Genomic DNA, 17,173 nt, shown 5'->3' with positions numbered 1-17,173 from the left:
CTTTTCTATTATATTTTTCATTCAGTTGCAGCTGGTACTGTTTTCGCTGTCTCTAATGCTTTCAATCTATTTTCTAAACTTGAAAGTCTTTCTGTGATAGCTGAATTCAAGTGCTCTTCCATTACGCTTCCGGTGCCTATATTGTTGCTGCGGACTGACTTATCCTGCAGCATTTCATGGGTTACACTGCCTGCACCCATTTCGGCTTGATTTCCGCCGCCTAATGAAATTTCCTGACCGTCTTTCATTACAGTTCCGCCATCAATGGCTAAAACACCGCCAATGACGGTACGATCCCCGCCATCAGTGGTGTAATTTTTAGTTACTCGCATAATAAACCCTCCTTTATTACTCAGTAGGCAAAGTCAACTGACCATACACGACCGCCTCAGAGTCCCACAGTTTTACATCTTCACGCTCAATCGCGCGCACTTTAGTTGTATTTGTCTCAAATGCACCAGCACCGACATCAGTAGAGGCGATTGATTGTTGCTGGCGGTCAAATAATACAATCGCTTCTTTTAGATCGCCGACAATAACAGGCGCTTTCCCTGATTTTGTTTTTAGAATCTTGTTTGGAATGACTACTACCCGGCGGCCAAACAGCATTTTATTTGTCGGTTCAGTTGGGATATCTTTAAGCAGATATTTGCCGTCTGCATCCTTTAACTGATCAAGATAGTCAAATCCGTCTTGGTTCGTCATGATAATTGCGTTTGGTGATATTGCTGGATCAAGCGTTACGTTTAAAGTCTTTTTGATAGCATCCAGACCTTTAAATTCTGTCTTTTTCAAGTCATCAAGAATCGCTAAAATCAAAGCATTTCGAGTTGTGATTGATTTCTTCACAAACCACTTAGCAACATAGGCCATGATTGCTTGATCTGTGTCTTGAAGCAATGTATTTGAAAGTGGCAATATGCCAGCATAATCCACAATGTTATAAGAGAGTTTGGAGAATTTCGGCTGATCCGTTTCTTGAATCTCGTCCATTTCTTCAAGAACTGCAAACGGAGTCAAATCACTATTTTTCTCAAGCATCCGACTTCCAGAACGAGTTGCAACTGGCTCAACAGTCACGTATTGCTCCAACTGATGCACTTGCTCCCGTTTTAACTCTTTAATTAATCTAGAAATATCTTCAGGGATCAGGATGCCGCCGTCTTCTTCATTTTTTCCGGACATTGCCCGAAACTCTTCGCTTTCAAAAAGATCACGTTCCTCATCACTCAAACGCTTACCGCGAAGAGACTTCATGAATGCTTGAGCGAACATCTTTTGACGCTCCTCTTTTGCTCCTGTATCACCTGTCCTACCTTCTGGATTCCGTTCCTGCTCCGGCACAAAATTCACACCGCCCGGCAAGTCAGGCACATCAAGAGAACGCCCTTCGGTCATCAAGTCGATTTGATTCTTGAGCTGCTTCACTTCATCAAGCAAGGCACGCGCTTCATCGGTTTTTCCCTCCTGCAGCGCCTTGTCTGCTTGCTGCTTCTTTTCCGTAAATTGCTGTCTTAATTGAATTTCTTTTTTGCTCATTTGCATTGGCATATTGGTTTCCTCCTTATTTAGACACAAAAAAAGACCTTACTCCGGGAGTACAAGGTCAAGTAATTCCAATTCCATTTTTAATGTTTCATCTGATGCGTTTCGGCTCTCCTTCAACTGCTCCACTTTTTCCAAACTGCGGGCGCCTACGACAGCCTCTGTATCGCTATAGGCCGGCGTTGTGACAAGAGAAATATCAAAAATACGATTGATTTTATTGATTCTTCTCTCATAGATGTCCTCGTCTTCATTCAGCCGCCACTCGTCCGCGTCTGTATCGCTATAATCTAGTGAAAAAGCAAAAGAACATTGATTGATAACACCGTTACGGACATTTTCCATCAAATCACGCGCATATGACGTGTCTGAGGGCTTAAACCTGAATTTCAGACCTATTCCATCTATTTCAAGCTCAAGACGCCCAGCGTCGCCAGAAACAGTATTTCTCGCCAAAGGAAAGTCTTGCTGGTGATTAAAAAGGGCAATAACATTTGAAAGATCGGCTGATTCAAGTGCATCCCTGCTGATAATTTCCTTGAACCACCCTAAACGCTCTGACCACTTTTCAAATTTCAAAGCGTACCCTTCGACAAATTCGCTTTGCCCCTCACCTTCGGAACGCAGCTCAATCGGCGTCGTCAAATGCCGAACCTCTTTATCCTTCATTCTTGTTGTCACCCCCCTTCACGGCGCCGCCAGCTTTAATCCGCTGATATTCTTCCATAAAATCGAGGAATACATAGTTTAAGCTGGATATATACTTGTCGCCTTTCTCAATCGGGTTGCGCTCAAGTAATTCCCTGATTTCGTCTTTATTCAGCACCCCTGTTTCATGCAGTGTTTTCAAATACTCTGCCTGCGTCTTACTGTCTCCTCGCAGCTCGCTGTCTATATTGAATTTCACGTAATGGCCGCTTTTCTGATCGTGGTCTAAAAACAATTTCACATTAAGCTCTTGTTCAAAATTCACGATCCATGGCTGCAGTGTGTTCCTAACATATTCAATAGACTGATGTTCAATATTTGAAAATGTTGCTTTATCCAATTCGTTTAGCTTATGCAACGGCACTTTATAAATCATGGAAATCTGGGCTTTGTTAAACTTCATGGACTCAACGAATTGAGCTTCTTGTAGAGGCATGGAAATAGATTGATATTCCAAGCCGTTATCTATGATGGCGATATTTTCACCTTCGTTTACCCGTTTCCACTCTTTGCGCACGTTCTCTTTTGGTTTTTCATCCAAGAATGCCGGGACTTTCAAAATCCCCCGAGGTGTTGCCTCGTTTTTGTACAGTTTAGCGTTATATTTTGTGGCAGCCGCTTGCGCCCCGATATGTTCCCTCACTACCCCTATGGGCGATTTTCCGTGTATGCCATCTGTAGACAGTCCTTTAAAATGCAGCACTTCATGATCATACAGCTCCATGGTCTTTCCATTGACCACCGTTTGATACCACAACATGCCTGTTGTTGGATGAACATAAGCATTTGTAAAATCAGGTCGTAATGGGGTTAACGCTTCTGGGAAACCATGTGACCCGAATTGTATATAGGAAAATGCATTTCCCCAAGTCAGAACATGAGTCATCATGAGTTTTTTCCATGTGAAGGCTGTCATGTAAGGATTAGGCCGAGCATAAACAGCATGCGCTGACTTATGATCAGGTTTTCGCTCTATGCCTACGTCCGTTTTTCTATAAGTGTGAATTGGCAGTTTTGCAATATCATCAGACAATACATTCACACATGCAAATATGTCCGGATGCACAAGTGAATTACTTTCACTCACTCTTTCACCGCTTGCTGTTTTCCGGCCGCCGAACATGTTTAATAAAATATTATTAAAACCATCTTCACTATCTGACGAATCCGAACGCTTCTCGAATATCCGATCTATTAACAACTATTTCACCTCGCTTTCTTGGTCAGAAGATAGGCATAAAACATAAAAAAGACACCCGTCAGAATCAGACCGATGTTTGTATTCCATCTATAAGCAGCTGTCAGGATAAAGACGGCACCCGCCACAAACAGCAAATCGTTTAGTATTAACATGAAAAAAGAGAACACTTTCTTCATCCCTATCACATCCTAAAAACTGAAATTTCCCGATCCAAAGTGCTCATTCAAATCAACTCTTCCACTATTACCGAAGTACATCGCACGGGCATACGCATTTATAACCGCTGCAATAGGGTCAATCCTTTGCGGGGATTTCGCTTTATCCAGCATGATATTTTCCTGTGGATCAATTTTCATGATCGCGTTATTGATAGCCCATGTTAAAACCGGATCGTCATCGTGTATGACTTTCCCCTCGTAAACATTTTCTCGAAAACTCTTTGTAGGTAATGAAAGATGATTTATTCTTTGCGGCATTTCGACTGTCGTCAGCCCTTTAGATTCAAGACGTTGGGCTAAATGAAGAGCGTTCCATTTATCGTATACGATCTCTTGCGGCCGAAAACGATGTTTATGAATAAATTCCAAGATCCATTGTTCGACTCGTTGATAATCAACCGCTTCCCCTGCCGTGTACGTGATGTAACCCATCTCCTTCCACAAGTCATATGGCACCTTATCGGTGGCCATTTTTTCTTTTGCTCGCGCCTCCGGCATAAAGGAATGTTGACCAACGTAGAACAAGCCCTCCTGCACGGCCACATATCCAACGGATGTTAAGTCTGTAGTCATGGACAGATCAAGCCCCAGATAAACTGACATGCCCTGCAGATCAGGAATGTCGCCGCTGCATGACCGCCATTTTGTCATGTTCATATATCCATTATCCTTTTGATCAACCCACCGATTCATATTTTTAGTCAAGAAGCTTCTCATTTTTTCTGGAACTTCCAGCGCTACTTTAAGTGCAGCACGCAAAGACTCCATGCCCTCTGGATATGTTGCAACAATGGGATTGGCTTTAATCCAATTTGACTCGTCTTTTATATCGTCCTCGGGATCAAGCTCACAGATCATAACAAAATAATCATCATTTTCTGTATCAATGTCTGGATCAAGGATTTTACTTGTATATTGATATTCACTGAAACATGGCCTTTCCATATGAAAGCCGGCTGTCGTAATAACGGCCATTAACGGGCTACGACGGGCGACCATACCACTGTCAAGAACATCATATATTTCACTTGTTTCATGTGCATGATATTCGTCAACTATCCCAATAGATGGGTTTTTACCGTCTCCTAACTTCCGGGCTTCCCGAGATAAAGGCTGAATGATGGAGTTTGTCTTGTATTTTTTTACTCGCCCATTGGCTGAGGAGTATTTACCTTTCAGTATGGGCGCATGGTGCAGCTGTTCAAGTATGGCTTGATAAACCTCATCTGATTGTTCTCTGGACCAGCCGGCGATAAATACCCGGTGTTTTTCTTGCGTCGGAAAAATCTCGTATGACGCCATTAAAGCAAGAAACTGCGATTTTGCATTTTTACGGGCCAACTGGATATAAACTTTTCTGAAACGCCGAGCACCGTTTTCTTTTTTATAGAAACCGTAGATATTAGCCGCTATAAAAAGCTGAAAGTCTGTAAGCTCAATCGGCTGTCCAGAAAGAATCCCCTCGACGTGTCTGAATTGCCGCGCCCATTCATAAAAATCGACAACAGCCTCGGCATCAAAATAATAAGGGCAGTCATCATCTGCAAGGCGTTCAACATCTCGAAAAAAACGCTCAACCGCCCATCTGTGCTTTTTGCTTGCCTTGATTTCACCAGAACGGATTTTCTCAGCGTATGACCATACCCGTTCAATGAGAATTTCGGCATTAATCTCTTGCATTACATGCGGCCCCCGAACCGTTCTTCCTCTTTTGACTTCGGTTTCCCATCATCTTTTTTCGGGATGACAAGTCTACAGCGAGAGGAAATGGTCAGCCCTAAATCACTGGAAGCTTGCCGGCATTGTTTAAACAGCTTGTCTTGGTTTATCAATAGTTCAGAATAGTCATCATTGGGAACAAGTTTTTCTTCTTCTCCTATTACATTGCCTTCATCGTCAAATTTTCTAACGATCACTTTTTTCATCGGACCCCGTTCAAGCAATTGCTCTGTTACTTGCAAATATAATTTCCGGGCAAACAAAAAACGGGCAAGCGCATCAACATCTAAATTGGTCATAATCCCGATGTTTTTTAGCTCGTCCGCTATCTTTTTAAACTCTCTTTTTAAGTCTTTTGGCAAATAAGAAGGAGCTTTTACTTTGTCGTTTGGTGCCTTTATTTCCTGTTCTCGACGTTCCTCAATCTCTTGCTGTGTCAGGTGTTTCTTCCCTTTCACCAGTAGCAAATCAACAGGTTGCCGCGGTCTAGCCATTCCCTCACCTCCTTCCGAATTTTCATTTAGGGAATTTTTCAAAATGGGGAGGGGAGCGCGGTCTCCGGCGTTCATCCCTCAGAGATTTTAGGGTGGGGGGTGCTCATTTCCTCTTTCAACTGCAGCATTGCGGCTTCTAATTTCTTTTGTGCTTCTTTTAATTTCTTTGTATACAGATCGAATGCTGTTTCCTTTTTCATCGTTGCACGAAGAGCAAACAGTTTCTTTACCTTCTGTTGCATACGTCTTATGTCAGCATTGGTGTAATAAGATGTATACTCAGTCCGACACCGAGGACACTTGATATAATGCTCACGGATGCCGTCGTCATGCTTCCTGACCTTTGAGCATCCTTTGACCAAGAGCAATGTTCCACATTCATCACACATGCACGTCTGATGTTCTGTTCCCAAATCCTCCATCCTCCTTCGCTGTCTTTCTGCTGTGGCACGGAGCACATAAGGGTTGCCAGTTGCCTGAGTCCCAAAAGAGTTTCTTGTCTCCTTTATGCGGTTTGATATGATCGACTACTGTTGCCGGGACCCGTATACCTTCCAGCATGCAAGATACACAGTACGGATGCTTTGACAGGTAGCCTAGACGTGCCTGTCGCCACTTGCCGTTATACCCCCTTTTGGCAGCGGACTTCCGGTATTGATCATAGGCTGACTTGGTTCGCTTGTGCTGTTCACAGTAGCCAGCCCTTGTTAGGTTAGGACAGCCGGGTTCATTGCAAGGTTTTAATGGTTTTTTCATGAGTAAGACCACGAGCTTTTATATAAAACTTTTCTCAAGGCTTCTCCTAAAGAATATGAATAAAGAATATTATACAAATCATTCTCTGGCAAAGTTAGTCCTCCCAAAACAAAAAACGCCCTCCCGATTGGGAAAGCGAAGTTTCTGCTGATTTCATGCCTATTACCATAATAACTCACCTTATACAAAATAGCGTGCCTTTAAAGTGTCATTTTTCTGCCAAATATGTATGCTGTGCTGATTCTATAGATTTATTGCACCATCCTTGCCACATTAGCACTTAAGTATGTAAATACAATTTTCTAAATGAAAAATAAATGCTTATAAAAAAGATTTCACCTTTTCTCAAATAATAATTTTATAACTCTTCAAAAAAATCCTCACATATTTTTCTTGACATAAGGGTCTTCATTTCATTTCTAATGTTTCTTACGTTAGAAAACTTAGATGCTTGTTCTTTAAGGGTATATAATAAGTTGCTTTCCTCTATAATCTTAATTTCATCTTCGTCCCATAGTTTTAGTTGCTGTTCATAGATTTTAGAAATAAGTTGAGATTTCACTTCAGTTGATAGTGGATTAAATTTTATAAATCCATTAAACCTAGAGTATATAGGTTCCCCTAAGTAACTAAGCATTTGTTGTCTTGACTCAAAGTTGGATGTACAAATAATAATTGTGTTTTTTAAGTTCACAGTATAATTTTTATCAACATAAACCCCCTCATCAAACATTTGATAGAAAGCGCTATATATAATGGAATTACACTTATCAAACTCATCTAATAGGATAACGTTTGATTCTCGTTCTAGTAAGTCTCTCCCAAAAGAATTTTTATTTATACTATCTCCTAAAAAGTATTGAACTGACTCGCCAGCCTGTATCATCGATAGTTGTTTTCTGAATAATTTCCCAGCAAATAAACGTTCACTCAAAAAGTTTCCGGTCTCTGTTTTACCAACCCCTGCTGGTCCATAAAACATTATGACAATTGGGCTTTCATGCTTTTTAGAAGTTAAAGGATAAATTGTTGAAATTGCATTTTTAATTGCTTCATCTTGTCCCAAAATTTTATCTTTATAATTAATAAACAAATCCTTAATTTGAGATTTCTTAACATGTTCAAATTCATGCTGTTTAATTTCTATTTCATCATCATTAAAGACACGTTTTAAACCTGTTAGAAAAAAGTTAGGAGGATTCTGAATATAACAACGATGTAAATACCCACAATCTACTAATTGTTTGAGTATAATTGGTAGTTCTCCTAAAAAACCTTCGGTAATTGCAGCATATCCTTCCGAAAAACAAACTAAATCTTTTTTATTATCAAAAATATTTTTTTCTTCTTTATCAATCCCTTTATCAATCCAGTTTACTAGCGTTCTTAATTGAATTAAATTTGTTTCCTCTATACCTTTAATGAATTCTCTTGTGGGACCAAAATAAATAACAATCTTTGCTTCCATTATTTATTCAACTCCTGCCAGAATAACATCAATTACTTCTATTTGGTTTTCTTCTTCTCCATTATTTTGGTTTAATAGTTCCTCAGCTGTCACTCCTATATTTCCTTCTACATCTGTCGTACTACTTTGAATTTCATTATCAATATCTAGACTCTCAATGGAGCACTTTCCAACAGGTATACCATAGACAGTAAGATTCATCTTCTGAAGATCGGATAACTTATAATTATTCCTTAACCCTTCAAGATTAAATCTGAGTACTTTTTTTTCGTCGCCTTGAGTGGCTAGCACTTCATAGTACCCTTTTGCAGTTGTTAAAATCTCATCAAACTGAGATACATCTATGTTGTTTTCTGTCAAGTTTTCATCTACTTCTCCTTCGCTACTGTCATTGTTAGTATATAACTTAATGAATGGAGCCAATGTTTTCAAGAATGTCATAGAGTTATTTGGAATAGTTAATTTATAGTTAGTTATTTTTGAAAAATTAAAACCTGAATCCTTTTTATCCAATTCTTTTATAAAATCAGTTAATAAAGTATTTGTAATTGTTTTTGTTATTATATTTGACCCACTTCTCTCATAATTTCCTTTCAAGTTTGCTTTTGCTCCCATTTTAAATAAATCTAAGAATGCACCTCCAATACTAAGGGAACCATCAGTCGAAAATCCTTTCGCTTTATTCAGCATCGATTGAACCAATTCTTCAGATCTTCCATTAGAAATTTGGTCAAGGCAGTCTAACGCTGAGGCTTCATCGAAATAGATAATTTTTCTCATTTTAACCATTAATCTCTCCTCCTTAAAGTACATTTGTTATTTTATCACATCTATTACACATAACTTATATACTGTGCAACTCGTCGAACTGAGCCAACCCCTTGTCATCTCTGTTTTTAACCAATATCCCTAAAATGAATTACACACCTGTTATTTTTGAGGAATTGATGAAAAATGCAAAGAAAAAGGCCCATCCTTATTGTTTTGAATGAGCCTGGTTATATTTTAAATTTCTTCATAGCGTTGTTCATGGCGTCTTGATTGATTCCGATATACCGCAAGGTTGTCCGTTGATCCGAGTGATTAAATATCTCCTGCAGCATTGCAACGTCCTTCGTTTGTTTGTAAAAGTGATAGCCAAATGTTTTCCTCAATGTATGCGTTCCAATGTCATCTAAACCAACATACTCAGCAGCCGCCCTGAGAATCTTGTATGCCATCGACCGGGATATCGGCTTGTTAATCCCTTCACGGCTTTTAAAGAGAAACTCATGGTCCTCTTTCCCTTCGACATAGGCCTTAAATTCTCTTTGAAGAGCTGGCGTCATATCAATTCTCTTTTTCTTTTTCGTTTTCTTCTCTATGAGATTGAAGTATGGCCGTTTCGCGTCTCTTACTCTCAGCTGCAGAATATCCGATATGCGGAGCCCTGAATTGATACCGGTGACAAATAGCATGTAATTCCTCATGTTTTGCTCTTTTAAAAACCTCTTGATGTAGAAGATACGTTCCGGATCACGTATAGGCTGAACAAAATTCATTAAGAAGCTGCCCCTTTCTTGTAGACTTCTTCTCTCAGAGCAAATGCCAACCGATATAGAGCCTTTGCCTTCACACGATAATAGCTGCGCTGGCTCAGGTCCATTTCTGCATATACTTCATAATCATACATTTCTTCCGGCTGCATATAGAGCATGACAATGATCTGCCGTTCTCTTTGAGAAAGCCGGTTAACTGCCCTTTGAATCCTTTTTAAGAATTTGTCACGCTGAATCTCCCAATCAAGACGCTTTAATGCAGCATCTTCCGTCGATGAATGAAATTCATTCGTAATGCTCGGCGGAACAATGCTGTAAGTAGGTGTAACCTTTGGCAAAAAATCATCTGGCACCTGTAAGAGATATAACCGGTATTGATCCAGCAGCTTCTCTGCTTTTAATTTAGTCGCTTCTTCGTCAATCTGAGGAATGTTTAATGTTAATTGATTCATATTTTTACCCTCCCGTTTATTTACGTCTTAATGCCCCGCCTTTGCCTCTTTTCAATGTTTGCCTTTCTTGCCCATCATTTGCCGCTAAAACCAGTCAGGACGCTCCTGTGCGTTTTTATTGGGCTTTTTCTTCCTCTTCTTCATGCCATCCCTCCGTTCAAATAAAAAACGGACACCAACCAAAGCACAGATTTTCTCTGTACAGTGATTAGTGTCCGCAGGCGTCTCCATCTTGGACTATTAATTCTTTTTTAAGCTTTCTATGCTCGCATCTATAATCTCTTCAAGTAGCTTGTTTTTCTTTTTACTAGCAAAGAGATCTGTTATTATCGCATTTAGAAAAAAACCAAATATAATCAAAATTGTAATAATCGTTGTAATATCCATTACTGTTTCATTAGCGCCAGTTTGCTCCACTTTTATCCAACCTAGAATCTTAGGACTCTTTATTACAATTAAAAATATTGGTCCTGATAATAAGGTGAGTATAGTTCGAATTAAAATTTCTCGACTACCTTCTGTATCGTTTGTTTTTATGTAGCTTTTTAACAATCTTAGTTTGTTGATATTAAAATCTGCGTAAAATAATATGGATTTACTTATTTTTTCTAAATTCCACATTAGATCATTTATTTTTTCTTTTTTTAAACCAGCTAAAAAATCGTCTTCCTTCATTAGAATAGGATTATTCAACCACTCATAGAGATTATTTGGTTTCTTATTAAAAGAAAACGCTGCATTATTTATGAAAAAGATTGCAAGCCACACAGACATATGCGATCCGATTACAAAAATATCAGGACTCCATTTATTCCACCCTTTATATTCTAAGAAAAGTAGGATAGCTGATAAGCCAACAAGCAGAGCAGCAAAAGCTCCTAAAATTTTTATGTAAGATATAGATATTCTAAGAAATAATTTAAATTTACTCATTTTCCTTCACTTCCGGTATTGTTAGAGAACACAAATAATTAATTGGCTTAAAAGATATGCTGCAAATAGGATCTCTAACCTCTTTTATAATTCTTGTAAGATTCGGATTACCGACATTTTCAACTAATACCAAAACATATTGATTGCCTTTTTCTTTAGCAATAACTCTTTCACGTTCGGATAAATAGAACTGATAGTTACTGTTTTTGAACTTTGTCCCTTTAACTTCAATAAACTTGTCAGTGCCGTCCGGAAAATAAGACCTTATATCATATCCGTGCCCATCTTCTCTACTTGAAATCCAATCAACTTTTTGAGCCAAATCAGTTCTGCCTTCTTTTATTAAAACATCTTTTTCTTTATTAAATACAAAGTCTTCTGCTGCTTTTCCAGTAAGCTCATTAGCAATTTCTTTCTCTCTACGTAGCTGTTTATATTTTTCTACATTTATAACTCTTCTTATAGTCATTTTTTTCTTTTCAAGACTGTCTAATTGCGTTTGGCTATTATTATCTTCTAAATAATGTTCATAGACATAATCGTAAAAGAGATCATTTAAGGTAATTAAATCTTTAAGCAATTGCGCTTCATCAAATGTAAATAAATTATATCTCTTGTTTATAAGAGCACTGGCAGCATATTTTTTCGGTCTCTCAGATTTACCCAAATAAAATTCATTTGTATTAAAACCTAATAACTCATCATTTGATTGAATTTGTTTTGCAAAAAATTCTCTACCTTGTTTAGCTTGTTCTCTAATTTTTGATAGACTGAATTTTTCAGTACCTGTGGCAATGCTCAAATAAAAGTTTTGACCGTCTTCTGAAAACAAAATAACAATATAAATCCCTACTTGTGTTGATACTCTATTCCCTTTAGTTGTTAAACGATCATCAAGAAAAGCAATCCAAAATGAATCTGAAATCCTACCTGTACCTGTAGAGGCTTTTATGCTGATATGGTCTAGATTTTTGAATTGCCTTTCTTTTAAGGCTTTTCCGATAGACGCGGGAATTTCATTGCGAAACAGTTGAAAAAAATCATGTTCTTTATTGTCTACTTTGAACTTTTTATAATCATTAAAACCTGTCCAAAATCGATTTACATCAAATAAGGTAAATTTTACGCTATCCAAAATAAAACTCCTTTTACTCCAGGACTTAATAATCACATTATACCTTATTCTTCTAAAATTTTAATAATTAATCAAATGAAAACTCATTTATCATGGTTATCCTTGAATTTATCCGGTAATCCAATAAGGCAATATAGATATAACAAAAAAAGCACCTATAACAATCAACAATATAAGCCAGCTATTTGTTTTATCACGCTTTGCAATAATTGCTTCATTCCCAATCATCTTCAAATCCTCTGCTTGAGCCACCAACATAGGTACTGCCTCAACCTCAACCTTTAAATACTGCGCCGCCTCATAAATGGTCATCGCTTCGTCTTTTGTGGCTTTGACTGCCCGCTGCAGCTCAACTTGTAAAGGTATCACTATAATTCCTCCAATACCGCTCAAAGGCGTTATTATTTAAGACACAACTCAAGCTGAATGTTCTTTTGCTTCGCTTCTTTTATTCGCTGTTTGCCTTTTAAAAAGAACTCTTCATCAATTTCGAACCCTATAAAATTTCTATTGGCGTTCAATGCAGCAACTGCAGTAGTAGCTGATCCCATGCAGTTATCCAAAACTAATTGCCCCTCATTTGTGTATGTTTTTATCAGATATTCACAAAGAGCAACTGGCTTTTGTGTCGGATGTATACGTTCCTTTTGCTTATCAGAGGGGAAACAAAGAACGCTTCTTGGATAACGGGTAGTAGCTCCGCCGCCACTTATTTCTTTGCTTGTCTTGTTGTAAATGTCTGTACGGTTTTGAACGTCAATCCTCTTCTTATAACTGTTAACAGGTTTATGGCCTGATGTTTTTTGAGGATTGTATATAGGCGTTTTCTTATAAAAAACGAGTATATTTTCATGAGCCTTCATTGGCATCTTTTTAGCGTTCAAATGGCCTGTTGCGGCAGTCTTTTCCCATATCCATTCATAACGAAGCAGTTTTAAATTGCTGCTTCCCAGCACTTTATCAAAAGGAGTTTGAGCGAATAGCAGAATAGCTCCGTTATCTTTTATAATTCTTTCGTATTCGGACCAGAGGGCAACCGGATCAATTACGGAATCCCATTTACAATTCGTTATTCCATATGGAAGATCACAGAGAATCATATCTATACTTTGGGAAGGGATGAGTTTCATCCCTTTTATACAGTCCATTAAATAAATCGTATTTATCTGTAAACTGGCTCCCTCCTTTAATTTCAAAGGAGTCATTGCGCATCACCCTCCAATTCATTTTGGGCAACTGTTATCGCGAAGTTCAGATTAGTAATGATCTTCTCTAATGCCTGTTTGTATCGTTTCCTATCGCCACTTAGTTGCTGAATATCCTTATGTGCCTGCCGGAATTGATGTACCGTGACTTCCTGTTGGCGCTTGTTTTCCTCGATGATCTCCTTTAGCCCAATAACTTCATCAGCAAGAAGGTTTACCGCCTGATCCTTGCCGAGTGGTAGACTGTTAGAACCCAGCTCGGTATAACAAACCCCTGAAATATCTTTACGAAACACAACGCCCGATAATAAAGTGAATTTATATTGGTTCATGTCCGTTCCTCCCATATCGCAGAGAGGACCGGCCCCTCTGCGTCACATTTTATAGCCGATTTCAAAATCAATTCTTGAAAGATTGCCTTTTGATGTTTGCACGATGGTTTTTCCGTGCTCCGGCATTTCCGTTAACTTGAATGATCTATTGTTTCCGTCAATCACAATGACGTAATTTTTGTTATTTTCAATTTGATTTATTACCTGTTCGAGATTTTCTATATGTTTTGGACAGTTCACTGTAAACGCCCCCGTATGGTATAATAAAAGTGTCGAGTTTTTATTATTTACCATACGGGAACGGCTGATCAGTTGGCCGTCACATCCAATCGTTCAACGGGAAAACTTGCAGCTTCGTCTGTGGTTCTTCTGTTGGGATGATTGGATGTTTTTTTATATACTCCAAACGCTCCTCTTCCGTCATAACCCATGTAATGACTTCCCCATGCTGACGTAAGTCTTTATTTTCTGTCATATCCTCGCCTCCTTACTCTTCGTTTAATTGTTTGATGCGTAGATTGTAAAGTGTCTCAATTTCATTGTCTGACTGGCGTTCCAGAAATGCTTTTCCGTATCCGCCCAAAATAGTGAGCCATTCAATCAAGTGCTGGCGTTCTGTCCATTTCAACTGTCTCCGCTCCCTTCTTGATCAATAACTGCATCGCAGCATTTTTATAGTCAGCCGGGCATTCTTCATACCTCACAATGATCATAAGCTGGTGAATGGTTGCTTTCTCAAAAGGGAAGGCGCTGCCTGATAAGATCATGCTCTGTCGCATCCTTTCCGAGAAGTCCGTTTTTCCGCGGATCAATGATACCTTTGCCCGCTTGATCAATGATCAGGAATAACACTTCATCTATGTCTCTATTAAGCTGCTTTGATATCCAGATGATTGAATCATCGGCTTCCCACATTTCACGGAATCTCTTGATCTCCCAATCATTCCAGACAAAGTTTTTTTCGATGAATGGAATATACACCGGACTATCCTGCACGAACCGCTTCAAATTATCTTTTTTTTCTCTCAGATGCTTTTTACTGATGAAGATTCGGTTATTCGCATTTAACCCGTAGGGACGTGGCGGAAGCGCGCGGCCTCTTGCAAAGTCTACAATCAGCAAAATGATTTCATCCGGCTTTCTGTTCAGCAGCTCAGCTATGTCATAAATGGATTTTCCGTCGTACCAATAATCAACAACCTGACGCATTTGCACCAGGGACCATTCAAAATTAAGATCCACCAAGGCAATTTCTAACCGACCAGCAAGGGCTACGACACTCATGCCAAACACTTCCTAACTCTCCCAGTATTCCGATGAACTAGAATGAGACGATGCTCCTGCCGCAAATCTTTTGATACGAGCCAGTTTTCAACAGTTAGACCGTTTGCCTTGATAATGTCCATTTGCGCGCGTGTTGGACGTTTACCATGTTTCACACTGCATTCCTCCTAGAGTTTTGATAGTCTGCTATTTTCTGATCAATGTGAGCAATGAGTTTATTAACCTCTTGCTTGCGCTCAGCGTCAGTAAGCTTCCGTTCTGGCTTGAGCTCCCAAACGCCGGGCATCACTGCTTGTACCATTTGTTTCCCCCCTTAATTCAGCAGAGCCGGTGTCTTACGCCCCTTGTTCTTTTGCTTCTCTTCAAAATCAATTTGTTCAAGATGGGCTGTAAGGCGGTTGACGGTCTTTCTGTCATAAAGCTTTGCTAAAGCAACGCCGGTAAGATTTGTTGTCACTATGGTCACCTTGCCTTGTCTGCCAGTAGAGACCCCATACCAAACTCTTTGAATGAAATCAGGTGCTGTCCTTTTCTCGTTATCTGTGTCACCCACTTCGCTCCCTAAGTCGTCAATAACGAGGTAATCGACTCGTGTAAGCAGTTCGATTGCCTTAAACTCCGTAAGCTTTTCAGAATCATCGTTGAAAGAACTTTTGATACGTCGCATAAGTGCATCACTATTAACGAAAAGCGCTGATTTTGCATATTCTTCTGAATTCTGTTTGTTCAGTTCTTTAAGAGCAGATATTGCAAGATGACTCTTTCCAGCGTTGGACTCGCCAGTTAGAAATATATTCATGACCGCGCCCGCTTTGATCTGGTCTACCAGTTCAAGCATCCGGCATTTGTTCTCTGCGTCCTCATTGTTGTAACAATGAAACGTTTCGAACGTTGCCTTTACAAGAGTTGGATCAGCAATAAGCGAATGTGTAGAAAGAACCTTTCTCTCTACTTGCCGGCGCCATGTCTCAGCTTCTTGTTCAATCTCCTTATTGCGCTGTTCCCTTTCGCACATCGGGCATTTTACTGAGCCGTCATGCAGCTTCATCAGTTGAACAGGATAAGGCTTTTCTTTGCTGCTGATAATTCTTGTATGTTTATTGCAGTAGACAGGATTTCCAGCTTCATCAGTATGGAATGTCATCCTCCGAGATATTTCGCCCTTGACTGCGGCTGCCCGCTCCCTTGTGATTTCCTCCATGTGATAAGCCTCCTTTTTGGTTAAGATAAGACTCGAACTTTGTACCGAACAATGTTTCAGGACGTAAAAATCTATTCATAGCAGGATCATTGAGCCATTCATCTGTTTTTACTAGAATGACATGTTTAAAATCTTCAAAGCGAAAACCTTCGTTCCAGCGTGCCTTGATGTCTTTTTTTGTTTTAGGTGTAGTATGTCGGTATCGTGTACCCGCTACTTTGTTCAATAGATCAATGATCAGTTTGTATGGAATCTCTTCCTTTTCTTTTTTTGAAGAAGATGAGTCGTCGGGTTTACCCGACAATATATCTTTATCTTTTTCTTTATCTATATCTAATTCTTTATCTATATCTGTTGCGTGACTCGGCGTGACTTTTTCCGTGACGTCACGTGACATACTTTTATCAACAGATAAAAGCTTTTGCTTATCCCTTTGTCTCTGCTTTCTTATCCTGTTTCGCTCCCTAATTTCTTCCAATCTGTCAAGATTTTGATACTTTTCCCAATTTGAGATTGATATGTAATTGTCATCAGTAATGTCAATCATTCCAAATTGTCTAAACGTTTGCAGTGCAAGCCTTACTGTACCCAAAGGACGTCCAAAAATAGCTGCAAGCATTTCTTCTGTATAAGGTATGTTTTCGCTTAAATAAATGTATCCAGAAGCATTGGTTTTCCCAGCTTGAGAAAGTAATTTGACCCAAATAATTAAAATCGTATCTGATTCAGGCATTTGCTCTATTAACTTAATTTTTTCGTCCTCAAACATCTGAGTGCTTAACTTAATCCACTTAACCTCAGACATTTTGTTCAATCCTTTCCGACTTAGTTAAAGGCCAGGGCGATCTCTTTCCGTTAACGATGACTGTTCCCAATAGATTGTCAGCTCTTTCACTTCGGATAACCTTTCCGTCTTGAGAAAGAATTTTATCCAAAGCTTTTTGATGAGTTGACTCAGATTCACTGATCACCAAATGAAATTTG

General features: G+C 39.1%; 27 protein-coding genes. All 27 read right to left on the bottom strand.

The window, feature by feature from the left end; genetic code table 11:
- Window positions 1-17 precede the first annotated feature (17 nt).
- The 27 genes from AC0DBE_RS01790 to AC0DBE_RS01660 all read right to left on the bottom strand — a co-directional run bounded on the left by AC0DBE_RS01790 (window position 18) and on the right by AC0DBE_RS01660 (window position 16,994).
- Window positions 18-332, bottom strand: coding sequence for a hypothetical protein (locus AC0DBE_RS01790; RefSeq protein ID WP_472961359.1), 315 nt, complete (start codon window positions 330-332; stop codon window positions 18-20).
- A gap of 16 nt (window positions 333-348) precedes the next feature.
- On the bottom strand, window positions 349-1,551 hold the full coding sequence (locus AC0DBE_RS01785; protein ID WP_472960871.1) for a phage major capsid protein: 1,203 nt from the start codon (window positions 1,549-1,551) through the stop codon (window positions 349-351).
- A gap of 36 nt (window positions 1,552-1,587) precedes the next feature.
- The gene (locus AC0DBE_RS01780; RefSeq protein WP_472960869.1) at window positions 1,588-2,214 is read right to left on the bottom strand and encodes an HK97 family phage prohead protease; all 627 of its coding nucleotides are present in this window, start codon (window positions 2,212-2,214) and stop codon (window positions 1,588-1,590) included.
- Window positions 2,204-3,454: a phage portal protein gene (locus tag AC0DBE_RS01775; protein WP_472960867.1), complete on the bottom strand. Its 1,251-nt coding sequence runs from the start codon at window positions 3,452-3,454 to the stop codon at window positions 2,204-2,206. Before AC0DBE_RS01775 ends, AC0DBE_RS01780 begins: the two co-directional genes overlap by 11 nt.
- A 5-nt stretch (window positions 3,455-3,459) precedes the next feature.
- The gene (locus AC0DBE_RS01770; RefSeq protein WP_472960865.1) at window positions 3,460-3,630 is read right to left on the bottom strand and encodes a hypothetical protein; all 171 of its coding nucleotides are present in this window, start codon (window positions 3,628-3,630) and stop codon (window positions 3,460-3,462) included.
- A gap of 12 nt (window positions 3,631-3,642) precedes the next feature.
- Window positions 3,643-5,352: a terminase large subunit gene (locus AC0DBE_RS01765; RefSeq protein ID WP_472960863.1), complete on the bottom strand. Its 1,710-nt coding sequence runs from the start codon at window positions 5,350-5,352 to the stop codon at window positions 3,643-3,645.
- Complete coding sequence (locus tag AC0DBE_RS01760) at window positions 5,352-5,885, bottom strand: phage terminase small subunit P27 family (protein WP_472960861.1); 534 nt, start codon at window positions 5,883-5,885, stop codon at window positions 5,352-5,354. The genes AC0DBE_RS01765 and AC0DBE_RS01760 overlap by 1 nt, the downstream gene beginning before the upstream one ends.
- 71 nt (window positions 5,886-5,956) lie before the next feature.
- On the bottom strand, window positions 5,957-6,307 hold the full coding sequence (locus tag AC0DBE_RS01755) for a transglycosylase (protein ID WP_250540063.1): 351 nt from the start codon (window positions 6,305-6,307) through the stop codon (window positions 5,957-5,959).
- Window positions 6,267-6,641 carry an HNH endonuclease signature motif containing protein gene (locus AC0DBE_RS01750; protein WP_472960859.1) on the bottom strand — a complete coding sequence of 125 codons (375 nt, stop codon included), beginning with the start codon at window positions 6,639-6,641 and terminating at the stop codon, window positions 6,267-6,269. The genes AC0DBE_RS01755 and AC0DBE_RS01750 overlap by 41 nt, the downstream gene beginning before the upstream one ends.
- A 358-nt stretch (window positions 6,642-6,999) precedes the next feature.
- The gene (locus AC0DBE_RS01745) at window positions 7,000-8,109 is read right to left on the bottom strand and encodes an AAA family ATPase (RefSeq protein WP_472960858.1); all 1,110 of its coding nucleotides are present in this window, start codon (window positions 8,107-8,109) and stop codon (window positions 7,000-7,002) included.
- A gap of 3 nt (window positions 8,110-8,112) precedes the next feature.
- Window positions 8,113-8,898: a DUF6414 family protein gene (locus AC0DBE_RS01740; protein WP_472960856.1), complete on the bottom strand. Its 786-nt coding sequence runs from the start codon at window positions 8,896-8,898 to the stop codon at window positions 8,113-8,115.
- Window positions 8,899-9,107: 209 nt separating this feature from the next.
- Window positions 9,108-9,650 carry a tyrosine-type recombinase/integrase gene (locus AC0DBE_RS01735; protein ID WP_121642606.1) on the bottom strand — a complete coding sequence of 181 codons (543 nt, stop codon included), beginning with the start codon at window positions 9,648-9,650 and terminating at the stop codon, window positions 9,108-9,110.
- A complete protein-coding gene (locus tag AC0DBE_RS01730; RefSeq protein WP_003220267.1) occupies window positions 9,650-10,099 on the bottom strand; it encodes an ArpU family phage packaging/lysis transcriptional regulator in 450 nt (149 codons plus the stop codon). The genes AC0DBE_RS01735 and AC0DBE_RS01730 overlap by 1 nt, the downstream gene beginning before the upstream one ends.
- Window positions 10,100-10,339: 240 nt before the next feature.
- Window positions 10,340-11,032, bottom strand: coding sequence for a hypothetical protein (locus AC0DBE_RS01725; RefSeq protein WP_045384233.1), 693 nt, complete (start codon window positions 11,030-11,032; stop codon window positions 10,340-10,342).
- A complete protein-coding gene (locus AC0DBE_RS01720) occupies window positions 11,025-12,167 on the bottom strand; it encodes an MrcB family domain-containing protein (protein ID WP_472960853.1) in 1,143 nt (380 codons plus the stop codon). The genes AC0DBE_RS01725 and AC0DBE_RS01720 overlap by 8 nt, the downstream gene beginning before the upstream one ends.
- 108 nt (window positions 12,168-12,275) lie before the next feature.
- The gene (locus AC0DBE_RS01715) at window positions 12,276-12,536 is read right to left on the bottom strand and encodes a hypothetical protein (RefSeq protein ID WP_472960851.1); all 261 of its coding nucleotides are present in this window, start codon (window positions 12,534-12,536) and stop codon (window positions 12,276-12,278) included.
- 32 nt (window positions 12,537-12,568) lie between these two features.
- Window positions 12,569-13,372 (bottom strand): DNA-methyltransferase, encoded by an 804-nt coding sequence (locus AC0DBE_RS01710; protein WP_472960849.1) that lies wholly within the window; start codon window positions 13,370-13,372, stop codon window positions 12,569-12,571.
- Entirely contained in the window at window positions 13,369-13,704 is a 336-nt protein-coding gene (locus tag AC0DBE_RS01705) for a hypothetical protein (protein ID WP_472960847.1), read from the bottom strand. The genes AC0DBE_RS01710 and AC0DBE_RS01705 overlap by 4 nt, the downstream gene beginning before the upstream one ends.
- 42 nt (window positions 13,705-13,746) lie before the next feature.
- Entirely contained in the window at window positions 13,747-13,944 is a 198-nt protein-coding gene (locus AC0DBE_RS01700) for an XtrA/YqaO family protein (protein WP_100739991.1), read from the bottom strand.
- A 79-nt stretch (window positions 13,945-14,023) separates the two neighbouring features.
- Complete coding sequence (locus AC0DBE_RS01695) at window positions 14,024-14,179, bottom strand: hypothetical protein (RefSeq protein ID WP_010330969.1); 156 nt, start codon at window positions 14,177-14,179, stop codon at window positions 14,024-14,026.
- A gap of 12 nt (window positions 14,180-14,191) precedes the next feature.
- Entirely contained in the window at window positions 14,192-14,332 is a 141-nt protein-coding gene (locus AC0DBE_RS01690; RefSeq protein WP_142354794.1) for a BH0509 family protein, read from the bottom strand.
- Entirely contained in the window at window positions 14,301-14,471 is a 171-nt protein-coding gene (locus AC0DBE_RS01685) for a hypothetical protein (protein ID WP_268530292.1), read from the bottom strand. Before AC0DBE_RS01685 ends, AC0DBE_RS01690 begins: the two co-directional genes overlap by 32 nt.
- Window positions 14,440-14,988: a hypothetical protein gene (locus AC0DBE_RS01680; RefSeq protein WP_472960844.1), complete on the bottom strand. Its 549-nt coding sequence runs from the start codon at window positions 14,986-14,988 to the stop codon at window positions 14,440-14,442. Before AC0DBE_RS01680 ends, AC0DBE_RS01685 begins: the two co-directional genes overlap by 32 nt.
- Window positions 14,985-15,110, bottom strand: a complete 126-nt coding sequence (locus AC0DBE_RS01675; protein WP_472961331.1) for a DUF6906 family protein — start codon at window positions 15,108-15,110, stop codon at window positions 14,985-14,987. The genes AC0DBE_RS01680 and AC0DBE_RS01675 overlap by 4 nt, the downstream gene beginning before the upstream one ends.
- Window positions 15,111-15,139: 29 nt before the next feature.
- Complete coding sequence (locus AC0DBE_RS01670; RefSeq protein WP_252684375.1) at window positions 15,140-15,289, bottom strand: hypothetical protein; 150 nt, start codon at window positions 15,287-15,289, stop codon at window positions 15,140-15,142.
- 12 nt (window positions 15,290-15,301) lie between these two features.
- On the bottom strand, window positions 15,302-16,132 hold the full coding sequence (locus AC0DBE_RS01665; protein ID WP_472961329.1) for a DnaA ATPase domain-containing protein: 831 nt from the start codon (window positions 16,130-16,132) through the stop codon (window positions 15,302-15,304).
- Window positions 16,116-16,994: a phage replisome organizer N-terminal domain-containing protein gene (locus tag AC0DBE_RS01660; RefSeq protein WP_472960842.1), complete on the bottom strand. Its 879-nt coding sequence runs from the start codon at window positions 16,992-16,994 to the stop codon at window positions 16,116-16,118. Before AC0DBE_RS01660 ends, AC0DBE_RS01665 begins: the two co-directional genes overlap by 17 nt.
- Window positions 16,995-17,173 lie beyond the last annotated feature (179 nt).

This window comes from Bacillus sp. VA15 (assembly GCF_055721145.1).
This window is presented reverse-complemented; position numbering and strand designations above follow the sequence as displayed.